Below are 19,258 nucleotides of genomic sequence, written 5' to 3'. Positions count from 1 at the left end.
AGACTGGCGACGTGTCGCAACACGATATGATCGCTGCGCTCATACACTCATGTCTGCAATCCATATCGCAGCAAGCTTCATCTTCTGGCTCAAAGAATGAGTCCTGAGCCTGGCTTTATCCGGGCGCCGGATGGCCATTCAGCCTGATATGATTTTTGAAAAGGCCTGCTGTCGCAACTCGTAATCGCTCCGCGTTTCAAAAGAAACAGCCATGACCAGAGCGGCAACCCATCCGATCAGCGTCCACCCGAAGCAGAGATTGACTGCGAGGACAGCGCCTTTTTTCGTTGTATCCCTGATGCACGCGATAACGAACGGCAGGATGTAAAGGCTCAGACCGAAAGCCAGCAGCAGCAAAGCTATACCGATCGTAAAGCCGAAGATCGTCCTGTCGGAGGGCCGCATCTGCGGCGCCGGCACGGGCTGCGTGAGCGGTGTCATGGCAGGTGTTGCCGTTTTTACCGGTTCCGAAGCAGGTCCGCTTGCCGCCACTGTCGTGGCAGGCGCGTTATCAAGCAGGCTGGCAGCATCGCTGTCCGTTATGAAACCACCCGTGTCGGGCCGGTGAGCGACGCGCTGCCATGTCTGGATGGCGGCGCGGGTGCTTTCACCATACACGCCATCCGCGACGGAACCCGCAGGCAGATAGCCAAGATCGATCAGCTTTTGCTGGAGTTCTATATGGCGATCAATGGGACGGCGGGCTTCCTCCGCTGCCGGGCCTGTCAGGCGGCTCCGGTATTTCTCCGTCACCCTGTCTATTCCGCTTATGTAACATGAATCCCCTCCCGGAGGGATACTCTGATCGCCCTGCCCCGGTATGGGCAGACCGCACGACAGGTTCATCGCATTTTCGTCAAGAATGGCGTCCTGTCTCAGGACTTTCCAGTTGTCTTTCCCGACCTGCTGCCGCAGCGCATAATAGACCTGATCGAATTCCAGCTCGTGCTTCGCCGCCTCGCTGTTCTGACAGAGCATGATCGCCACGCCATTATTCTCAGGCGGCTGCTCGCAGGAAAAATCGGGATGATAGCGTCCGGAAGCCACGGACGATCCTGCCGCGGGCACCGGAGAAAGAACCGCCCGGGCCTGGTCGGCCGTGATGTAACCCGTCCGCGTCAGAAAAACGGCCAGCCCCTGAGGAAAAGGCATGATCCGTTTTTCTGCTTCAGAGCAGTTTTTTTCATCCGCCACCGGTTTCAGGCTGCACAGGGAAATACCGAAATCATTGTCCTGGCCAGTCTGTTTGCTGGCCAGCATATAGCGCCAGGCGTTGCTGAAATCGCCCGTCAGAGCCTTTGTAGCAACATAATACGCCAGAAAGCCGTTGGGCTCCCCGCGCCCGGATGAGATCCACTCCTTCTCCCGCCGCGCCAGATCATTGTTAAGAAAAGCGCGATAAACGGGGTCCCGCGTTACGGTTTGCAGCGCGCCATTGTGGAAACGCTGAATAACAGACGGTGTGTAAGACCCGGCATGAGAAGCAAAGGTGTAGAGAAAAGCCTGATCGGAGGTGACAATTTCGGCATTTCCATCGCCGGCGATGTCCACGACCTCCGGCTCTCCGTCGCCATCCTGTGCCCCCGGCTCGATATGACGCCAGACTCCGTCCGCGTTTTCAGAGAAGATGGATGTAAGTCCGCAGCAATGGGCGCCCCCCGTCCAGGCCGAAATCAGGACCTGCGGCCCCGGTGTCGCCGGATCGAGATGGTAGAGCGAAATCCGCAGATCCCTCAGGCCGCTGTCTTCCGTGCCATACGTTCCGAGAGGGAACGCGACCGGCTGCGTTCCGCTGCCGGAAAGGGTAAGAGTAGCAATGCTGCAGGACGGAGACGCACCGGGGCTGTCCTCCAGGATCATGAACCCGCCGCATCGTGTCGTGGGTGCGACGCTGATCGCGGCGGTCACACCCTGTGAAAAAACTTCGGCATGGGTCCGGTTATCCAGCGCGACCCGCGCAAGAGGCTGCACGGCCACCGGTGCGGCAACCGCGGAAAAACTGTATGTAATGACAGGCAGGCAGAACAGGGCGATACGCCGGAAACTCATAGTGCCTGCCATTCTGATTTATCCCGCAGCCCTGGTTATTTGCGCGCCATCTTAAACATGGACACGAAAAGTAACAGGGAGGTTCTCCCGGGCCGATCTCGCCGACCCGGAACACCCCCGCGGCTGACCCTGACTTAAGGGCTCAGACCGGCTCCGGAACCGGCGCGCGGCAGATCAGGCCACCACCCAGGACACGGCTGTCATCATAAAGCACGCAGGCCTGTCCCGGCGCGGGCAGAGCGGGCTCGTCAAACGTCACCTCGGCACCCGTGCCAATGCGGCGGATGGTGGCCGCACGGGGCATTTCGCGGGCACGGAGCTGAACCATGCAGCGAACACTCTCCCCGCTGGCTTCATCCGGAGGCGGGATCAGCCAGTTCACCTCACGCAGATGGCAGGAGGTGACGGAAGCCTTCCGGCGTGGCCCCACGACAATCCGTTTGCTGGCCGGTTCAATCCCGACGACCATCTGGCGTTCGCCACCGTGCTGCCCGGCATCGCCAAGACGCTTGCTCTGGCCAACGGTGAACCGGGTGACGCCATCATGCCGCCCCAGAACATTGCCGGCACGATCCACGATCTCGCCTTCGCCGCGCATATCGGGGCGGAGCGTTTCCACAAGCTCGGCGTAAGAGCCTTTGGGAATAAAACAGAGATCCTGGCTGTCAGGCTTATCGGCGACGGCAAGCCCAAACCGTTCGGCTTCCACGCGAACAGCCTGTTTGTCCGGCATGTCGCCCAGCGGAAAACGCAGGAAGTCGAGCTGCTCTTTTGTCGTGGCGAACAGAAACCAGCTCTGATCCCGATCCGTATCGAGGGGACGATGCAGCTCGGCGCCATCCGGTCCTTCAACGCGGCGGACATAGTGCCCGGTAGCCATCGCCTCGGCGCCAATATCACGCGCCAGCCCGAGCAGATCGGTGAACTTGACGCCCTGATTACAGGCAACGCAGGGAACCGGGGTCTCGCCACTGGCGTACGAGTCCGCGAACCGCTCAATCACGCTGTCACGAAAACGCTGCTCGGCGTCGATGACATAGTGAGGAATCCCAAGACGTTCAGCAACTTCACGAGCATCCTGAATGTCGCGCCCGGCACAGCAGGCACCCTTTTTCGCTTCGCCCCGTGTGTCATAGAGCTGGAGCGTGGCGCCTATGACCTCATGCCCCTCGGCCACAAGACGGGCCGCCACAACGGAACTGTCGACGCCTCCGGACATGGCAACAAGAATACGGGTCATAACGGCTTTACCCATAAGCGGGTGATCCGCCGGCCACACAGGGGCCACAGACCTCCATAACCCGATCTGTCTGTCACAGAATGGTTTGCAACGGTCCGCGACCTTTGCCGGGTGTCAGGGCTCTGCCCTGAGGCTTTGCCACGAAAAACAGCAGACCGCGCAGAAGGCGCCGGCCTCCTCCGGGTTAAGGGCAAAACCCTCATGGCAGCGATCTGTGTCAGCATGGGTTCGGATCAGCTCTTGCGCGGGAGGCGAACGGTCAGCCCGTCCAGAGCGTCAGTCATAACAATCTGGCAGCCCAGGCGGGAGGTTTTTTCGAGACCGAAGGCAAGGTCGAGCATGTCTTCCTCATCTTCCGTCGGCTCGGCCAGCTTCGGAGCCCAGGACGGATCGACGATCACATGACACGTGGCGCAGGCGAGCGACCCTTCGCACGCGCCTTCAAGGTCAATGCCGTGCTTATGGGCAATTTCAAGCACGGAAAGACCCACAGGAGCATCAACCCTGCGCTCGGTACCATCGGGCTCGACGAAAATCATATGCGGCATTCAGATCTCTCGTTCCGGCTGTCGCGGAGGCATGGTGTGTTCAGCCCCGTTAAGGGTCCATGCTCCGGTATTGTTGTCTTGCGAGCTGTCTTCACCCGGTCAGATGCTTGTTTCAGATGTTTCCATCCGATGGGGATCTGGCCCAGGCGGGTTCCGCTCCCCTCACCTGATGCGCAGCACGGACAATAAGATCAGCCGCGCGCGCGATATTGGCGGGCGTCGTAAAACGTCCGGGCGAGAGACGCAAGCTTTCTGCGGCTTCAGCAGGGGAAAGCCCCATCGCGGTGAGCACGTAAGACGGAGCCAGTCCAGCCGATGAACAGGCCGAACCTGCGGAAAGAGCCAGTTCCGGTATGCGTTGCATGAGCGCGAGCGCGGGAACACCAGACAGACGCAGACTGAGAATCCCCGGAAGACGCGGCGCCTCCGCCGCATTGATGGAAAAGGCGACCTGACGACCATGCAGCGCGTCGACAAGCGCCCCGGCCAGATGCGCCAGATGCCTGGCGTCGCTCTGGCCTTCAGCGGCGGCAATACGGGCCGCACAGCCGAACCCGGCAATAAGGGCCGACGGCAGAGTGCCCGAACGGAGCCCGCGCTCCTGACCACCACCGGAAAACAGCGGGACGAGACGGACACGGGGACGACGACGAACGAAGAGAGCGCCAACGCCTTTCGGACCGTACATCTTGTGAGCGGAGACGGAGGCCAGATCGAGACCGAGTGTTCCGACATCGATGGCGGTCTTACCGGCAGCCTGAGCGAGATCCGAATGAAAGAGCGCGCCCGCCTCTTTTGCAATGCGGGAGAGCACGGGAAGATCCTGCAGCACACCGGTCTCGTTGTTGGCCGCCATGATGCTGACCAGCGCGGTCGGGATGGCAAGGACCTCCCGAAGCGCATCGGCACTGACACGCCCGCTGCTGTCGACGCCCAGAATAACAGGGTCGAACCCTTCATCCGCCAGATCACGCACGCTTTCGAGCACGCATTTATGTTCTGTCGCAACAGTGACAATACGACGACGGCCATCACCATGCCGGGCGCGGTGCCGGGCGGCGCCTTTGATGGCGAGATTATTCGCTTCAGTGGCCCCCGAGGTAAAAACAACCTCGCGCGGATCGGCGCCTATCAGAGCGGCGACATCGCGGCGCGCGGCTTCCACCATCTGAGCCGCGCGCTCCCCTGCCGCATGGGTGCTGCTGTGCGGATTGGCAAACTCCTCCCCGAACAGCGGCATCATGGACGCTATAACGCGCGGATCGCACGGGGTAGTGGCCGCATTATCGAGATAAAATTCTTCCACTCTCGCCTTTCTCCCGCCCTGCGGCTGCGCTGTCCGGCAACGTGGTGCGCCCGGGCGGGCGCCGCAAGCCCGGATGGCCTCCCCTATGCGCCCCGAAAGCTCCGCCTCGCTCTGATCCGTTAAAAACAAAACAGCCGCCAGAAATCCGGAACCTCTGACAGGCCCGGAGCAGGGCGCTGAAAAATGCCGCGTCAGATCATGCCGGAAGCAGGGTCAGCAGAAACATTGTTGCGAGAAAGATCGTTTTCAGAGACCCGGTTTATGGAATTTGAAAACCACCTGATCCGTATGCCCTCGTATCGAAGGATCAAACACCGTCGCCGTGTGCGCATCCGCAGGGTTCCTCAATGCGGAACTCTCACTTTCAAACACAAACCCGGCCTGCATCACCTGCTCGCGGATCAGCGCCGGATCAATCCGGTGCAATGTTTTCGTCGGCGCGCTTCCACTCCCCGAAGCGGCAACATGGTCGATCACGATAAACGTGCCACCCGGACGCAGTATCCTGAAAACAGCCTTATCGAACGCCAGCGCGTCGTCCGCACCCTGCCCATACACGTCATGATAATTCTGGGAGGTCCATGCCATATCGACCAGCCCCGGAAGCGTCAGGGCCGTGAGCGGCGTCGTCACCTCGGTCACATTGGAGAACGCCGGATCAGCGGCAATGGCCTTTACCGCGTCGGCGGCATCTGGTTTATGCGCCACGCGGTCAGCAGAGACCACCGTATAGACATGACCCGTCTTCCCGACGAGATTACTGAAAATCCGGGTGAAATATCCCTGTCCCGGCATCAGATCCGCGACCTTCATCCCGCTGGTTATCCCCGCGAAGGCCACCAGCTCACCCGGTTTGCGGGCGGCATCACGGGCACGGTCGGCTTCGGGACGATCCTTATTCGCGAGCGCCGCCGCAATCGGCAGCGTCCGCACATGACTACCCCTGAATGCAGGCTGCGCCATAAGCGGGCTTCCTGCTGACAGGCCGGCCAGCAGAAACACGCCCGCGAAAACAGCTCTGGTGATATTTTTCTTCGGCACGAAATCTGTCCTTTGCGATGGGTTCATTTTTTTAATGTTACGAACCGTCGGAAGGTTTCTGCCCGATGTCAATCGGACAGCCTAATTTCCTGTCGTGCCTGAAGCACCCGCACTCCACTCCGGCCGGGTATCCGAGGACCAGTTGCCGGATCCCCCGGAGATTAAAACAGTTCAAGTTCTCCGGCGTTCCCGCAGCCCGTCGGCCGGCCTTCTCCGGTAGCCAGAAATATGCCAATGTCCTCAAGGCGAAAACTGACTGAACCAATGTCGATTTTTACCCTGCCGTCATAATCGGATGTTTTTACATCAGCAGAAACCCTGGCCAGAACATGGCTGATTTCATGCGCCGTCTGTGTGGCGCGATCAAGATTCTGCAGACCCGTCAACTGACCGGCCGTCCCGCCCGCTATCTGTATCTCATGCTGAAGCTGCTCCAGCAGATTTCCCAGATCATCAGCAAGCAAGCCCACCCGGGAAAGAAACTCCGACAGTTTTACCGAAGAATGTTCCATCAGAAAAAATCCACCTCATGCTGCCTGTCCATTCTGATGCGCAATATATCGTCCTGAGCCGCTTTGATTTCCGTGGCCGGCATGGTTTCATCCCTGATCAGGGCCTGCTGAGCACGCCCTCCAACCGGCCAGAAACGAACACGACGCCCCAGCACGCCTCCGGTGCTCGATGAGGTACAGGTAATACCTTCAGCAGAGAGAAATTCAGTCGCAAATTCAGAATTCTGTGTGCCTATATTGCCGAATTGCGGTCGTATATTTGCACCACCAAACAGTTTGCATTTCAGCCGTGATTTTTTCGCGCCCATGTTGAGAAGAGAATTGATCAGTTTCTCCATGGCATGTGTGCCATAAGAGATTCTGTCGGCAGAGCCGTACCCATTCCCCGCGGGCAAAAGAAAATGATTCATGCCACCGACATTCGCAGCGGAATCATACATGCAGGCAGAAACACAAGACCCAAGCAGAGTCATGAAAATCGCTGTCGGATTATCCGAGACGAGAACATCCCCCTGCACCACCAGAGTCATCTCATCAGCTTCCATTGCGCATCGCTGCCCGTCTTTATGCCGCTATCGTCCCGAAAACCGCTTCCAGAACGGATTTCAGTTTTGCAACGGTGTAGGGTTTTGCAAGAAAATTGTTTACCCCCCCTTTAACGGCTTCCTGCACCAGATCCTTATTTGCTTCACCGGTCAGAATAATAAAAGCCGTCTTTTGCGTTTTAGGATTTCCCCTGACAGCCTTCAGCAATTCAAGACCATTCATCTCAGGCATATTAAAATCAGAAATAATCAGATGAACCGAATTATCGGAAAGATAGTCGACTGCGTCTTTCCCGTTTTTACGCTCTGAAACCTGAACGATGCCAATCTGAGCAAGACTGTTCCGCAGAATCGTCCGGATAGACGTCTGATCGTCAACAATCAGCGCCTTTATAGCGGATGCGGATGGCATTAGTGAGTCACTCCTGTTTCAGACATCTCAAACGATATAAGCGCATTTGCAATATTTCCAAGCGACAGTGTCTTTTCGACAGCTCCCAGTTCAACTGCGGCGCGGGGCATACCGTAAACCACACACGTTCCCTCACTCTGCCCGATTGTTCGCCCGCCCGCCTCCCGCATGGCAAGCAGACCGGCCGCCCCGTCACGACCCATGCCGGTCAGAATAACTCCGACAGCCCGCCTGCCCGCAGCTCTGGCAACAGACGAAAAAAGTTCGTCAACCGACGGACGATGTCCCGAGATCGGCTCACCGGCATCGAGAGACGCCATGAGTCTCCCGGCGACCTGACGCACATGCAGATGGTGCTGTCCCCCCGGCGCGATATAAGCATGCCCCGGCTGCAAAATGATGCCATCCCTGGCTTCGGTCACTTCAATCCTGCACAACCGGTTAAGTCGGGCAGCAAGACTTGTCGTAAAAAGTGCCGGCATATGCTGGGTTATAACAACCGGAGCAATTGTCTCCGGAAGAGACGGCAATATCTCCCCCAGCGCCTCCACACCTCCCGTCGAGGCACCGATAGCGATGATTTCGACAGCATCCGCGCGACCATCTGCAATCGGGCGCACAGGAACATCCCGCCGCGGCATCGCCGGACGCAATGAAGGCCGGCGAGCGACACCGCTTACCGCCGCAGCCTTCACAATCGGAATCAAACCCGCATAAGCATCAATACCGGATACCCCCGAAGCTTTCGGGAAACAGTCAAAAGCCCCCAGTTGCAATGCTTCAATAGCAACATCGGCGCCCCGGACCGTAAGGCCTGAGACCATTACGACAGGAATAGGCCTCAGGCGCATGATCTTCTCAAGAAACTGAAGACCGTTCATATTTGGCATCTCGACATCAAGCGTAATGACGTCCGGCTGATCACGCATGATAATATCGCGCGCTTCGAATGGATCACCCGCAGTACCCAGTATCTCGATATCAGGATCACGTTCCAGGGCTGCCGCAATAAACGCCCGGCCCGTTTTTGAATCATCAACTATCAGAACACGAATTTTCTTATTCATTACGCGTCCTTCCTGTAAGTCGTTGGTGTGTTACATGGGTGAAGGGAAGATATCAGCTCTTTCGGAATTTTTTCTGAATGGCCAATGTAGAGATAGCCACCCGGCCTAAGCTGACCCGCCAGACGCAGCCACAGTTTATCCTGCGTTTCTCTGTCAAAATATATTGCGACATTCCTGCAGAAAATGGCTGAAAACGGAATCGTCATCGGCCAGGATTCAAGCAAATTCAGACGTCGAAATGTTACAAGCCTCTTTAATGATTTATGGAAACGGAATCCTTCTTCCGTTTCCGTCATCCATTTATTTTTTATCGCATCAGAGAGATCGCGACATTCCTCAGCAGAATAAAGTCCCTCGTTTCCGCGCTTTATCACATCAATATTAATATCAGTCGCGAGAATTTTAATATCGTAGTTTACAGCATCGGGAAAATTATCCATTACGCAGGCCGCTATCGAATAGGCTTCCTGTCCGGACGAACAGGCGGAAGACCAGAAACGTATTTTCTCCCCGTTTTTTGCCATCGCCATAGCGTCCGGTAAAACGACCTGAGACAAATGCTCGAAATGGTGCTTTTCTCTATAAAAATTAGTTACATTTGTTGTTATCGCATCAATCATTTTCGGGAGCTCTGTATCTTTTCCCGCGCCGGTTACGTAGCTTATATAACCCCGGAAATCAGAAAGCCCGCACTCCCTTATGCGACGGGCAACCCGGGAATACACCAGCGATTTTTTTGTTTCCCCAAGAAATATTCCACAGTGTTTATAAACTATTTCTTTAATTTTTTTAAAATCTTCGTCAGTATAAGGAAACTCTCCTGACCGGACAAGGGCAGATGCCAATGTCATACAGCTGTTTCCATAATCTGCTCGGCAACGATGTCCAGATTCAGAATACCAATCATCCGCCCGTCGAGCGCTATCAACCCGCTTATAATTTCAGACGTATCCCCTGATATCGATGAGGGCACCTCCTGAACCATAGTCGGTTCCACATCAATAATATCTGAAACCTTATCAACAAGCAGTCCGGAAATTTTTTCTCCGATCTCCACGACCATCACAACTTCGCGGGATATCGGACGCTCGCTTCCGATCCGCAACATGACGCGCATATCAATGACCGGAAGGATGATCCCCCGCAGATTGATTACACCACGAACCCAGCGGGGTGTACCCGGCAAAGGAGTCGCTTCCGTCCATCCTCTGATTTCACGAACACTCAGAATATCTACACAGTATTCCTGATCCCCTACCGCAAAAGAAATAACTTTTCCGGTCTTTTCGCTACCTGTATATTCACGTCCGATATTCATCCCGCTCACTCCGCTGCAAACTTCTCAGATAAGGCATTATTATCTTTCAGCCATGAAGAATTTCCGGATTTTTCCGTTGTTGCAGTAACGGCAGGAACATCCAGAATCAGCGCAACCTGACCACTTCCAAGTATTGTAGCTGCTGAAACACAATAGATTGGTCGGTAATTTTTTTCGATCGTCTTTATGACGATCTGCATCTGCCCATCAATACTGTCCGCCACAAGAGCCGTCATCTTTCCGTTGTCGTCTTCAACAATCAGGACAACCTTTTCAGAACCGCATATGTGATCCGACGAAAATCCAAGAGCGCTGCCAATTTCAATCAACGGAATAAAATTGCCACGGACACACATGAGTGGAACATTATCCACAGCATGAAATATACTCTTCCTGTCAAGAATCATTGTTTCTAGAATACAGGACACCGGAAGTATCAGAATTTGCCCTGATACCGTAACAAGCATACCATCCATGACCGCCAGAGTCAGAGGCAGACTCAGAATAAAACCTGATCCTTTCCCCGTCTCGGACTGAATAGAAACACGTCCGCCAAGATCCTGTATAGCCTGCTTGACGACATCCATTCCCACACCACGACCCGACAGGTCAGTGATGGTCTCAGACGTTGAAAACCCCGGAGAAAATATAAGATTATCAATGTCAGAATCTGTAAGAACAGCGTCTGATGAAATAATACCTTTCTTCTCGGCAATTGCTCTTACACGCCTGCGATCAATACCGCCGCCATCATCCTTTATGATAATGACAATTCGCCCTGATCTGTGAGCAGCAGACAGAGTAATCGTACCCCCAGGAGATTTTCCGGCGGCGATACGCTTTTCCTCAGATTCGATGCCATGATCAATCGCATTACGAAGCATGTGGGTTAACGGGTCCGTCAGACGTTCTATGAGCGTCCTGTCAACCTCTGTATCCTCACCTTCAATGATAAGATGAACATTCTTATGAGCGATAAGAGATGTTTCTCTGACAACACGCTGCATTCTCTGGAAAACAGTCTTTAGCGGCTGCGCCCGTACCGCCATCACCGCATCCTGAATATCACGGCTCAGTTGTTCAATTTCGTTCATTGCATCAGTCAGAGCAGAAGAACCGGCTTCGTCCTGATGTTTTGCGTTACTGTTATCAAAGGCTTCTCTCAGTGCTGACTGACCGATCACCAGTTCTCCCACCAGATCCATCACCCGATCTATACGATCGACGTCGACGCGAATACTGGCAGGTAAAGCTACGCTCGATTTTACAGAAGTGCTGCTCACTGAACTGTTTTTTTCAGCTGCTTTTTCGTACCCCGCTTCCACAGTGACGGAATCCAGGGGGCTGTCTGCCTGCAATGAATGTCCTGCCGCAGATCCGGCACTATCAGGGGTTTCCGAAAAGATCTCAAATCCTTCGTCACTGACTAAAGCAGCCAGCTTATCTGACACATCCTCGTCAAAAACAAAGGGGACAGGAGTAAACCCGTCCGGAATATCTTCTTCTGTTGTAACCTGCGTTATGAGCTCTTCCGACTCAGCCTTTACCGTAGCAGAAATTTCTGAAAGCGATTCAAGAGCCTTACTGCATTCCAGAGATCTTTGTTTGTCAACAGACGGTCCGCCCTGTTCAGCGCCCGTCAGATCACTCAGAATATCAGTCGCAAAAAGAAATACGCGCAGAACAGCCGGTGAAGCCTCAATTTTACCTGATCGCAGGAGATCCAGTGCAGTTTCAAAAACATGAGCGAACCGGACAAGTTCGGTCATCCCGAAAGATCCCGCGCCTCCTTTGATCGAATGCACGGCCCTGAATGCTGCGTTAACTGTGTCGTGACCAGCCTCGCCATTTTCAAGGCAGGCCAGAGCACGCTCCAGTTCCGTTAGCTGTTCGCCACATTCCTCAAAGAAAATTGGCTTGATACTGTCCAGATCATCCATAATTACTTATCCGGTTACCCGTTGGATCGCTGAAATAAGAACGGACGGCTCAAATGGCTTCACTATCCAGCCTGTTGCTCCAGCTTTTTTTGCCCGATTTTTTTTCTCAGCGCTCGTCTCTGTTGTCAGCACAAGGACAGGAACGCGACAGTCTCTTTTCTTCGACCGGACCTCGTCAATAAATCCATATCCATCCATGCGCGGCATATTAATGTCGGTAATGATTGCCGCCGGCAACGAAGTCAGAGCATCCAGTTTTTCGAGCCCGTCAACTCCGTCCACAGCATCCACGACATGATAGGCTGCTCCTTCAAGCGTGCGACGCAGCATGTCACGCATAGTACGCGAGTCATCGACCACGAGAATTGTCTTTGTCATATCCGTTCTTTCTTCCTGATATGCACGGCAACAGCTCCTTAGAAGTCTTCCCACCCGTCGTCAGATGACGAGTGCCTTGCGGCAATCTGCGGCGCAGCATCATTCCGACCGAAGCAAGCCGTTTCATTAACCGGTCTGAGTGGCAAAGCTCTTGTCATTGTTGTGGCACGGGCCATATTTTCGACGGGGCCTCTGATACGAAACTGCGATACAGCTTCGGCCAGATCTTTTGTTTCCCGGGTCAGATTATGACTGGCAGCTGTCGTTTCTTCGACCATCGCAGCGTTTTGCTGTGTGGTCTGATCCATCTCGCTGATTGCTGAATTAATTTGCGTCAGACTTTCCGCCTGCTCCTGCGCCGACGATGAAATCGATCCGATCAGATCCGAAATTGTTTCGATATTCTGTGATATTTTTGAGAGAGCATCACCTGTCTGCGTTACCAGTGTTACACCCTTTGAAACCTGGCGCCCGGAAAGAGAAATAAGCTCTTTGATATTCTTGGCGGATGTCGCTGATCTCTGAGCCAGCGAACGGACTTCGGTCGCAACGACAGCGAAACCACGCCCCGCATCACCGGCACGGGCAGCCTCCACACCCGCGTTCAGCGCCAGAAGATTTGTCTGGAAAGCTATTTCATCAATAACACCTAAAATATCTGCCACTTTTTTCGATGAATCTTCAATTTCATGCATCGCTGATATGGCTGACTGCACAACCGAAGATGATTCAGCAGCCTGTTCGCGCGCTCCGCCGGCTGCTTTCCGCGCATCGAGAGCCGCCTGTGCAGTTTTCTGCACGCCCGTTGTAACTGTATTGACAGAACCGGATGTTTTTCCAAGATTATCCGCCTGTCGTTCTGTACGGCGAGCAAGATCATCCGAGGCAAGGGCAATTTCAGACGAGCCCGACTCAATTGTCGAGACACTGGCAGCTACCTTACCAAGCGTATCGGAAAGACGATCGGCCGTTACATTGAAATCAGTTCGGAACTGTTCAAACTCCTGACGGAAAGGTTCCGTATATCGAAAACTCAGGTCGCCGGAAGACAAACGCTGCATGCCGCGGATCAGATTTTCGACAAGCTCTTCCGTCCATTCCCTCTGCTGCCTGCTTTCCTCCGCCAGTTTTTTCTGACGCACTTCAGAAGTCCGGGAAACCAGCAATGCTTCTTCCTGGACCCGGGTATTCTCGGCCGAATGGTCCCTAAAAGTCGTCAGAGCTTTTGCCAGCCGCCCGGCGCAGTCATGGTATGAATGGCAAGGGATCACCGCATCAAATTTACCCGCAGCAATCTGTTCAGTCGCAGACGTTATTCTCTCGATGGGAACAGCTATGACCTGTACAGAAGTCACTATCGCTATGATTGTGGCAGCAACCTCAAAAAATCCGCTAAAAATAATAAATATTTGTGCTTTCTGCGCAAAATTCGGTGAATATGCCGCAACCAGCCCTAAGCAAAACTGCAATATAGCAATAATAGCAAGAAATCCGATAATAGTTTTTATTTTTGTACGAACCGATGCTTCGGTTTGTAACCACGATAAGAACATTATCTGAGCTCCGGCTTTTTATCGCATTCTGTAATATCCGACTATTCGGAAACATTCGATTACATCGAACAAATTGTATAAAAAAAAGTTACGCTTTAAGTTAAAAAATAATCTTGATTCATTTAGTCGCATACAAAATTAACTACCGACATGCTAAAATATTTTCTTATTTTGTTAATATATTATTTATGTTATATGCAACATTACTTTTCTATACCCTGAATTAACTTAACAGACCGATTCTGACTGATCAGCGCCATAACCCACCAGTCCGATCCCATTGCAGACAACGGATTCCGGATATGTTTTATTGTATGTATAAAAGAAGTCCCATTCTCGACAGAATGAGATAAATGCAAAGAAAAACTGATTTCCGAGGCTTTATGCGCGCTTTTCATATGTGGCCGCTTGCGATTCTGACATCCGGAATGCTTGTCTCGGCGACCGCACGCGCCGCACCCGGTCATCCCCTCATTTCATCGGCGGCACTTTCAGATGTGCACGGAGCGGAAGCTCTGGACTGGGTCGCCGCACAAAATAAAAAAACATTCGACGTGCTGCAGTCAGATCCCCGCTATCCGGATTTTTATGCCAGCGCGCTGGCCGCCAGGCAAAGTCATGAACGGCTTGCAAAACCACGATTCCTCGGAAATCATGTCTGGAATTTCTGGCAGGATGATCATCATCCGAGAGGAATCTGGCGCCAGACCACACTCGCTTCTTACCGGCAGGAACTGACCGGCTGGGTGACAAAGCTGGACGTCGATGCACTCGCGAAACGGGAGCATGAAAACTGGATATTCCAGGGCGCCGGATGCCTGGAACCAAAAGAACGGTTTTGCCTTGTCAGCCTGTCAGAGGGTGGCGAAGATGCCGATACACTAAGGGAATTCGATACCCAGGCAGGACTTTTCGTTCTGAATGGCTTCGTGTTGCCGCGCTCCAAACAGACAGCCGCCTGGGTGGACCGCGATACGCTGCTTGTATCCCGTGACTGGGACGGCACCGGAGCTACGCTGACAACCTCCGGTTATCCGTTCGTGGTCCGGCGCGTGGTTCGCGGACAGCCGCTCGATCAGGCCATCGAAATCGCCCGTGGCGAAAAAACCGATGTCGCCGTCGATCCTGAAACACTCACCGACGGAGATAGCAACAGCCTTCTGATCATCCACCGTTCACCCACGTTTTTTACAAACCGGTTTGCTGTTCTCAAAGGCATGGACACCGCCTTTCATGGTGCCAGCCCGGGCGGGCTTCGCTGGCTCGCCCTGCCTGAACACATCGATCTGCAGGGCATGCTGCATGGCAGACTGATCCTGTCGCTTAATGAACCCTGGACACCGGCGGCCTCCCGGACGATCCCCTCTGGCAGTCTGGTTTCCGTTGATCCTTCCGCCCCGGATCAGGACGTGGAAATTTTATACACGCCCGCCGCGACGGAAGCGCTTGATGAAGTCGCCGTAACGCGAAATACAGTTGTCGTGACTTATTTCGATAATGTCCGCGGTCGCGCAATGGTCCTGCGGTCATCCGGGAAACCGGGCAAAATATGGTCCCGCGTTGTTCTGCCGTTGCCCGATCTGTCGACCGTTCATATTGCCGACGCCGACCGGAATTCTGACGCAGCCTTCCTGACCGTTGAAGGATATACCGATCCTCCGCAGTTGTGGCTCGTCGGAGCCAGCCAGGCCGGAGCGGAAAAAATCCGTCAGATCCCGGCCCAGTTCGACGCGAGCAATCTCGCGGTCGAACAACTCTGGGCAAAATCCTCCGACGGCACACGGATTCCCTATTTCCTCGTGCGTCCGAAAGGCATGGTGGCGGACGGATCACACCCAACGCTTCTCACGGCTTACGGCGGCTTCCAGGCCTCTTACACACCCACCTATTCACCGGAAACCGGTCGCCTCTGGCTGAATCAGGGCGGCGTCTATGCCGTTGCGAATATCCGGGGCGGCGGCGAATTCGGCCCGGCCTGGCATGAAGCGGGACGAAAAACGCACAGACAACGGGTTTACGACGATTTTGCCGCCGTGGGCCGCGATCTGATTTCCCGACACATTACATCTGCGTCCCATCTCGGAATACGCGGACGTTCAAACGGCGGCCTGCTCATGGGCGTGGAATTCACACAGCACCCGGATCTGTGGAACGCGGCTGTAATCGGAGTGCCGCTGCTGGATATGCTGCATTACGAAACAATGGCCGCCGGAGCCTCCTGGGCCGATGAATACGGGTCGGTGAATGTCCCGGACGAACGCCGTTTTCTGGAGTCGATTTCGCCGCTCCAGCACCTCCGGACGGGTGTGCATTACCCCACGCCCTTCATCTTCACCTCCACAACCGATGACCGCGTCGGCCCCGTTCATGCCCGACGGTTTGCCGCGCGGCTGGAGGACATCGGCTCACCGTTTTACTATTACGAAGACACGGAAGGCGGACATTCCGGAACGGTCAACGCTCAGGAAGTAGCCCATGAGCAGGCACTGGAAGCCGTTTATCTCCTGCGTCAGCTCGCAGAGCCCGAAAGTAAGTAGTCCTTCTGGGCCGGCGATCGTTCGGCATTGTCACGTAAAGTTCTGTCCGCATTGAGTGTCGCTGCATTTCTCAGGGCTTTGCCCTGAAACCCGCCAAAGGCCGGAAACCTTTGGAAACCGATTTTATCAGCAGAGGCCTGTGGCCCCCATCGGTTCGGGCAGAGCCCCGAAGGCGGCGCTGACATGATTTCCGCTCAGTTCGCCTCTGATCTTCAGCAGACGGGGCTTGCCATTCAGGCAGTGTTGTCACATGTCATCTGTGAATACAGGACCGTGTGCGTCCTCTTTATCTGTCTGGCATCCCGGCTGATCCTCTGAAGCCAGTGCCTTTTCCAGGAGTCTGGTCATGTTCATTGAGACTGAGGGCACACCGAACCCCAACACGCTGAAATTCCTCCCCGGGCGGGACGTAACCGGAGATGCCGGCACAGTCGATTTCATTGACGCAGACGCCGTTTCCGGACGTTCGGCGCTCGCGGAATCCCTGTTTGAGCTGCCAGGCGTCTCACGCGTGTTCATGGGGTCGGATTTTGTCTCCGTGACGAAAACAGACGCGGAAGACTGGGCCGGGCTGAAGCCGCTGATTCTCTCAACACTGGTGGATCACTTCGTCTCTGGTCGCCCGGCGGTCGAAGCCGATGCCGCCGTCATCGAAGACCCCGTCATGCCCGGCGATGAAGAGATCGTCCAGCAAATCAAGGAACTGCTGGAAACACGCGTGCGCCCGGCAGTCGCCAGCGATGGCGGTGATATCGTCTTCCGTGGCTACCGTGACGGTGTCGTGCGACTGAGCATGCAGGGCGCCTGCTCCGGCTGCCCGTCCTCAGGCGCGACCCTGAAACACGGCGTCGAAAACATGCTGCGCCATTACGTGCCGGAAATCGTCTCGGTCGAGCAGGTGCTGAGCTGAAATCAACCCCGGTGTAACCGCAGCACAATGCCTTCCGCCGGAAGCCCCACACCGCCAGTGACCCGAAACACTCTGGAAACCCGTTCTGTGCGGCGGTATGCACGGCACAGAACCGAGACGGAGTGGGGTCTGTGCCAGTAGACGAGAATGCGCTTGATTGCCTGTTTCGCGATGCGCGGACACCATCGGCATGGACAGAGGAGCCGGTCGCAGATGAAACACTTCATACGCTTTACGATCTGGTCAGACTGGGGCCGACTTCCGGCAACTGCTGCCCGGCCCGCTTTGTCTTTCTGACGACACAGGATGCAAAAGACCGGCTCCGGCCCGCCCTGTCCGCCGGCAATGTTGATAAAGCAATGCAGGCTCCGGTCGTGGCGATCGTCGCACACGATCCCCTGTTTTTCGAATATTTTTCCCGTCTGAACCCGGAACCGGATCTCCGGTCATGGTTCGCAACCGATGTCGGCCTCTCCGAAGAAACCGCCTTTCGCAATGGCACCTTACAGGGCGCCTACCTGACCCTTGCCGCGCGGGCACTCGGGCTTGATGCGCTCCCTATGTCAGGCTTTGACAGCACAATCGTGGAAGACACATTCCTGGCGGCAGAAGGCTGGCGGGCGAATTTTCTCGTCTGTCTGGGACATGGCCAGCCTGATGAAACGCCGCGCGCCGCGCGACTGCCCTTTGACGAAGCCTGTCGACTGCTTTGAACGCAACATCCGCCCCGCCTGAATTACCAGACCCGCGCCGGATCATCGTACTCGATGCCTCTCCGACAGGAGAAAACGTCGGAGCACGTGTCGGCGCGATTGAAAAAAATACCAAAAACGATCTGTCTCTTGCAGCCTCCGCGAACCAGGCCGGACATGAAGGGATCGGCGCCCTGCCGGTCATGCTTGAAACCTGCCTGAAAGAAGCAGGGTGGATAAACCCCGACCTGATCGCGGTGATTGTCGGACCAGGCTCGTTTACCGGATTACGCACAGCCTGCGCCCTGGCGGCGGGACTGGCTTTCGGCGCGGAATGTCCCGTTGTCGGCGTCACACGCGGAGAAGCTCTGGCATCGCGACTGAATGAACAGGTGACAGCCCGGAAGCTGAATGGCTGGCTCTGCGTTTATGGCGCCCGGCGGGGACGATGGTTCGTGGAATCCGTAGCAGGAGACGTGATTGCGGTTGAGAGTGCCACCTGGCGACCCGCGTCCGCCGCATGGCTCCTTGCCGGGGACGCCGCGACAGACTGCGCCGCTATGCTCAGTGACGAAAAATGTCAGACCGCACCCGTCAGCGAAGCTGATTTCGAAGCGATCGCCGGCGTCGCACTCGCACGTCTGAAAGGCGCGTTACCGCCGCGTTCCGCCCTGCCGCTTTATGTTGATCCTCCGGAAGCAAAATTACCACGCGCCGGTCTGAGAGCCCGCCCGCAATAATGTCCGCTTCTCAGGATATTACTGAAGCAGGGCCTGAATTTTGCGAGGTGTACGCCGCCATTCATGCGGAAAGTTTCGAGGGAAGCGAAAGATGGTCCGCCTCCGCATTCAGATCGTTTCTGGAAATGCCGCGCACATTGTCACTGATCGCATCACAGGATAACGAGCCGACAGGTTTTATTCTGGCCCGTCTCGCAGGCGATGAAGCGGAAATTCTGACACTCGCCGTCAGCAGAACATTCCGTCGCCGTGGCGTCGCCATGGCACTTCTCCGCGCCCTCCGGAACCGGCTGGAAAATCTCAATACCACGCAGCTGTTCCTGGAAGTCTCCGCACGGAATGAACCTGCAAAAGCACTTTATCTTGCCGCAGATTTCGAAAAAATCGGAACAAGACCGCGCTATTACGCGGACGGGTCCGATGCGGATATTATGATCTGGATGACGTAAGCGACCATCCTGCAAACACAG

Annotated in this window: 20 protein-coding genes and 2 pseudogenes; 7 read left to right on the top strand and 15 right to left on the bottom strand. The window is 55.2% G+C overall.

Annotation, left to right across the window (positions count from 1 at the left end; all coding sequences use genetic code 11):
• A pseudogene (locus tag GOB90_RS08785) lies at positions 1-100 on the top strand (IS5/IS1182 family transposase); the annotation flags it as partial.
• Between the two features lie 38 nt (positions 101-138).
• Here the strand turns inward: GOB90_RS08785 and GOB90_RS08780 are convergent.
• The 15 genes and pseudogenes from GOB90_RS08780 to GOB90_RS19655 all read right to left on the bottom strand — a co-directional run.
• On the bottom strand, positions 139-2,061 hold the full coding sequence (locus GOB90_RS08780; protein ID WP_242011894.1) for a superinfection immunity protein: 1,923 nt from the start codon (positions 2,059-2,061) through the stop codon (positions 139-141).
• A 130-nt stretch (positions 2,062-2,191) separates the two neighbouring features.
• Entirely contained in the window at positions 2,192-3,289 is a 1,098-nt protein-coding gene (mnmA, locus tag GOB90_RS08775) for a tRNA 2-thiouridine(34) synthase MnmA (RefSeq protein ID WP_146889326.1), read from the bottom strand.
• Positions 3,290-3,522: 233 nt separating this feature from the next.
• A complete protein-coding gene (locus GOB90_RS08770; protein ID WP_146889329.1) occupies positions 3,523-3,837 on the bottom strand; it encodes a ferredoxin family 2Fe-2S iron-sulfur cluster binding protein in 315 nt (104 codons plus the stop codon).
• A gap of 112 nt (positions 3,838-3,949) precedes the next feature.
• Complete coding sequence (locus GOB90_RS08765; RefSeq protein ID WP_146889333.1) at positions 3,950-5,143, bottom strand: cysteine desulfurase family protein; 1,194 nt, start codon at positions 5,141-5,143, stop codon at positions 3,950-3,952.
• 246 nt (positions 5,144-5,389) lie between these two features.
• On the bottom strand, positions 5,390-6,184 hold the full coding sequence (locus GOB90_RS08760; RefSeq protein WP_261765977.1) for a class I SAM-dependent methyltransferase: 795 nt from the start codon (positions 6,182-6,184) through the stop codon (positions 5,390-5,392).
• Positions 6,185-6,345: 161 nt separating this feature from the next.
• Positions 6,346-6,696, bottom strand: a complete 351-nt coding sequence (locus tag GOB90_RS08755; RefSeq protein WP_146889336.1) for a hypothetical protein — start codon at positions 6,694-6,696, stop codon at positions 6,346-6,348.
• Entirely contained in the window at positions 6,696-7,241 is a 546-nt protein-coding gene (locus tag GOB90_RS08750; protein ID WP_146889339.1) for a chemotaxis protein CheD, read from the bottom strand. The genes GOB90_RS08755 and GOB90_RS08750 overlap by 1 nt, the downstream gene beginning before the upstream one ends.
• A gap of 19 nt (positions 7,242-7,260) precedes the next feature.
• Positions 7,261-7,653: a response regulator gene (locus GOB90_RS08745; protein ID WP_146889342.1), complete on the bottom strand. Its 393-nt coding sequence runs from the start codon at positions 7,651-7,653 to the stop codon at positions 7,261-7,263.
• Positions 7,653-8,720: a protein-glutamate methylesterase/protein-glutamine glutaminase gene (locus GOB90_RS08740; RefSeq protein ID WP_146889345.1), complete on the bottom strand. Its 1,068-nt coding sequence runs from the start codon at positions 8,718-8,720 to the stop codon at positions 7,653-7,655. The genes GOB90_RS08745 and GOB90_RS08740 overlap by 1 nt, the downstream gene beginning before the upstream one ends.
• Positions 8,720-9,571 (bottom strand): CheR family methyltransferase, encoded by an 852-nt coding sequence (locus GOB90_RS08735; protein WP_146889348.1) that lies wholly within the window; start codon positions 9,569-9,571, stop codon positions 8,720-8,722. The genes GOB90_RS08740 and GOB90_RS08735 overlap by 1 nt, the downstream gene beginning before the upstream one ends.
• Positions 9,568-10,038 carry a chemotaxis protein CheW gene (locus GOB90_RS08730; protein ID WP_146889351.1) on the bottom strand — a complete coding sequence of 157 codons (471 nt, stop codon included), beginning with the start codon at positions 10,036-10,038 and terminating at the stop codon, positions 9,568-9,570. Before GOB90_RS08730 ends, GOB90_RS08735 begins: the two co-directional genes overlap by 4 nt.
• 5 nt (positions 10,039-10,043) lie before the next feature.
• Positions 10,044-11,978: a chemotaxis protein CheA gene (locus GOB90_RS08725; RefSeq protein ID WP_146889354.1), complete on the bottom strand. Its 1,935-nt coding sequence runs from the start codon at positions 11,976-11,978 to the stop codon at positions 10,044-10,046.
• 6 nt (positions 11,979-11,984) lie between these two features.
• A complete protein-coding gene (locus GOB90_RS08720) occupies positions 11,985-12,356 on the bottom strand; it encodes a response regulator (RefSeq protein ID WP_146889357.1) in 372 nt (123 codons plus the stop codon).
• Positions 12,357-12,394: 38 nt separating this feature from the next.
• Complete coding sequence (locus GOB90_RS08715) at positions 12,395-13,498, bottom strand: methyl-accepting chemotaxis protein (RefSeq protein ID WP_261765978.1); 1,104 nt, start codon at positions 13,496-13,498, stop codon at positions 12,395-12,397.
• A gap of 120 nt (positions 13,499-13,618) precedes the next feature.
• Positions 13,619-13,711 (bottom strand): annotated as a pseudogene (locus tag GOB90_RS19655) (HAMP domain-containing protein); the annotation flags it as partial.
• Between GOB90_RS19655 and GOB90_RS19145 the strand changes: the two are divergent.
• The 6 genes from GOB90_RS19145 to rimI all read left to right on the top strand — a co-directional run bounded on the left by GOB90_RS19145 (position 13,692) and on the right by rimI (position 19,237).
• Entirely contained in the window at positions 13,692-13,916 is a 225-nt protein-coding gene (locus GOB90_RS19145) for a hypothetical protein (RefSeq protein ID WP_242011906.1), read from the top strand. The pseudogene GOB90_RS19655 and the gene GOB90_RS19145 sit on opposite strands and share 20 nt — an antisense overlap.
• Before the next feature lie 376 nt (positions 13,917-14,292).
• Positions 14,293-16,446: a prolyl oligopeptidase family serine peptidase gene (locus tag GOB90_RS08710; RefSeq protein ID WP_242011893.1), complete on the top strand. Its 2,154-nt coding sequence runs from the start codon at positions 14,293-14,295 to the stop codon at positions 16,444-16,446.
• 346 nt (positions 16,447-16,792) lie between these two features.
• A complete protein-coding gene (locus tag GOB90_RS08705; RefSeq protein WP_146889369.1) occupies positions 16,793-17,356 on the top strand; it encodes a NifU family protein in 564 nt (187 codons plus the stop codon).
• 131 nt (positions 17,357-17,487) lie between these two features.
• A complete protein-coding gene (locus GOB90_RS08700) occupies positions 17,488-18,069 on the top strand; it encodes a malonic semialdehyde reductase (protein ID WP_146889372.1) in 582 nt (193 codons plus the stop codon).
• Complete coding sequence (gene tsaB, locus GOB90_RS08695) at positions 18,066-18,788, top strand: tRNA (adenosine(37)-N6)-threonylcarbamoyltransferase complex dimerization subunit type 1 TsaB (protein ID WP_146889377.1); 723 nt, start codon at positions 18,066-18,068, stop codon at positions 18,786-18,788. Before GOB90_RS08700 ends, tsaB begins: the two co-directional genes overlap by 4 nt.
• Positions 18,788-19,237, top strand: a complete 450-nt coding sequence (gene rimI, locus GOB90_RS08690) for a ribosomal protein S18-alanine N-acetyltransferase (RefSeq protein ID WP_146889381.1) — start codon at positions 18,788-18,790, stop codon at positions 19,235-19,237. Before tsaB ends, rimI begins: the two co-directional genes overlap by 1 nt.
• The last annotated feature ends 21 nt before the right edge of the window (positions 19,238-19,258 follow it).

It is taken from the genome of Acetobacter oeni (genome assembly GCF_011516825.1).
Taxonomy (GTDB): Bacteria; Pseudomonadota; Alphaproteobacteria; order Acetobacterales; family Acetobacteraceae; genus Acetobacter; species Acetobacter oeni.
The sequence above is the reverse complement of the archived record's forward strand: the minus strand, read 5'-3'. Positions and strand labels throughout refer to the sequence as shown.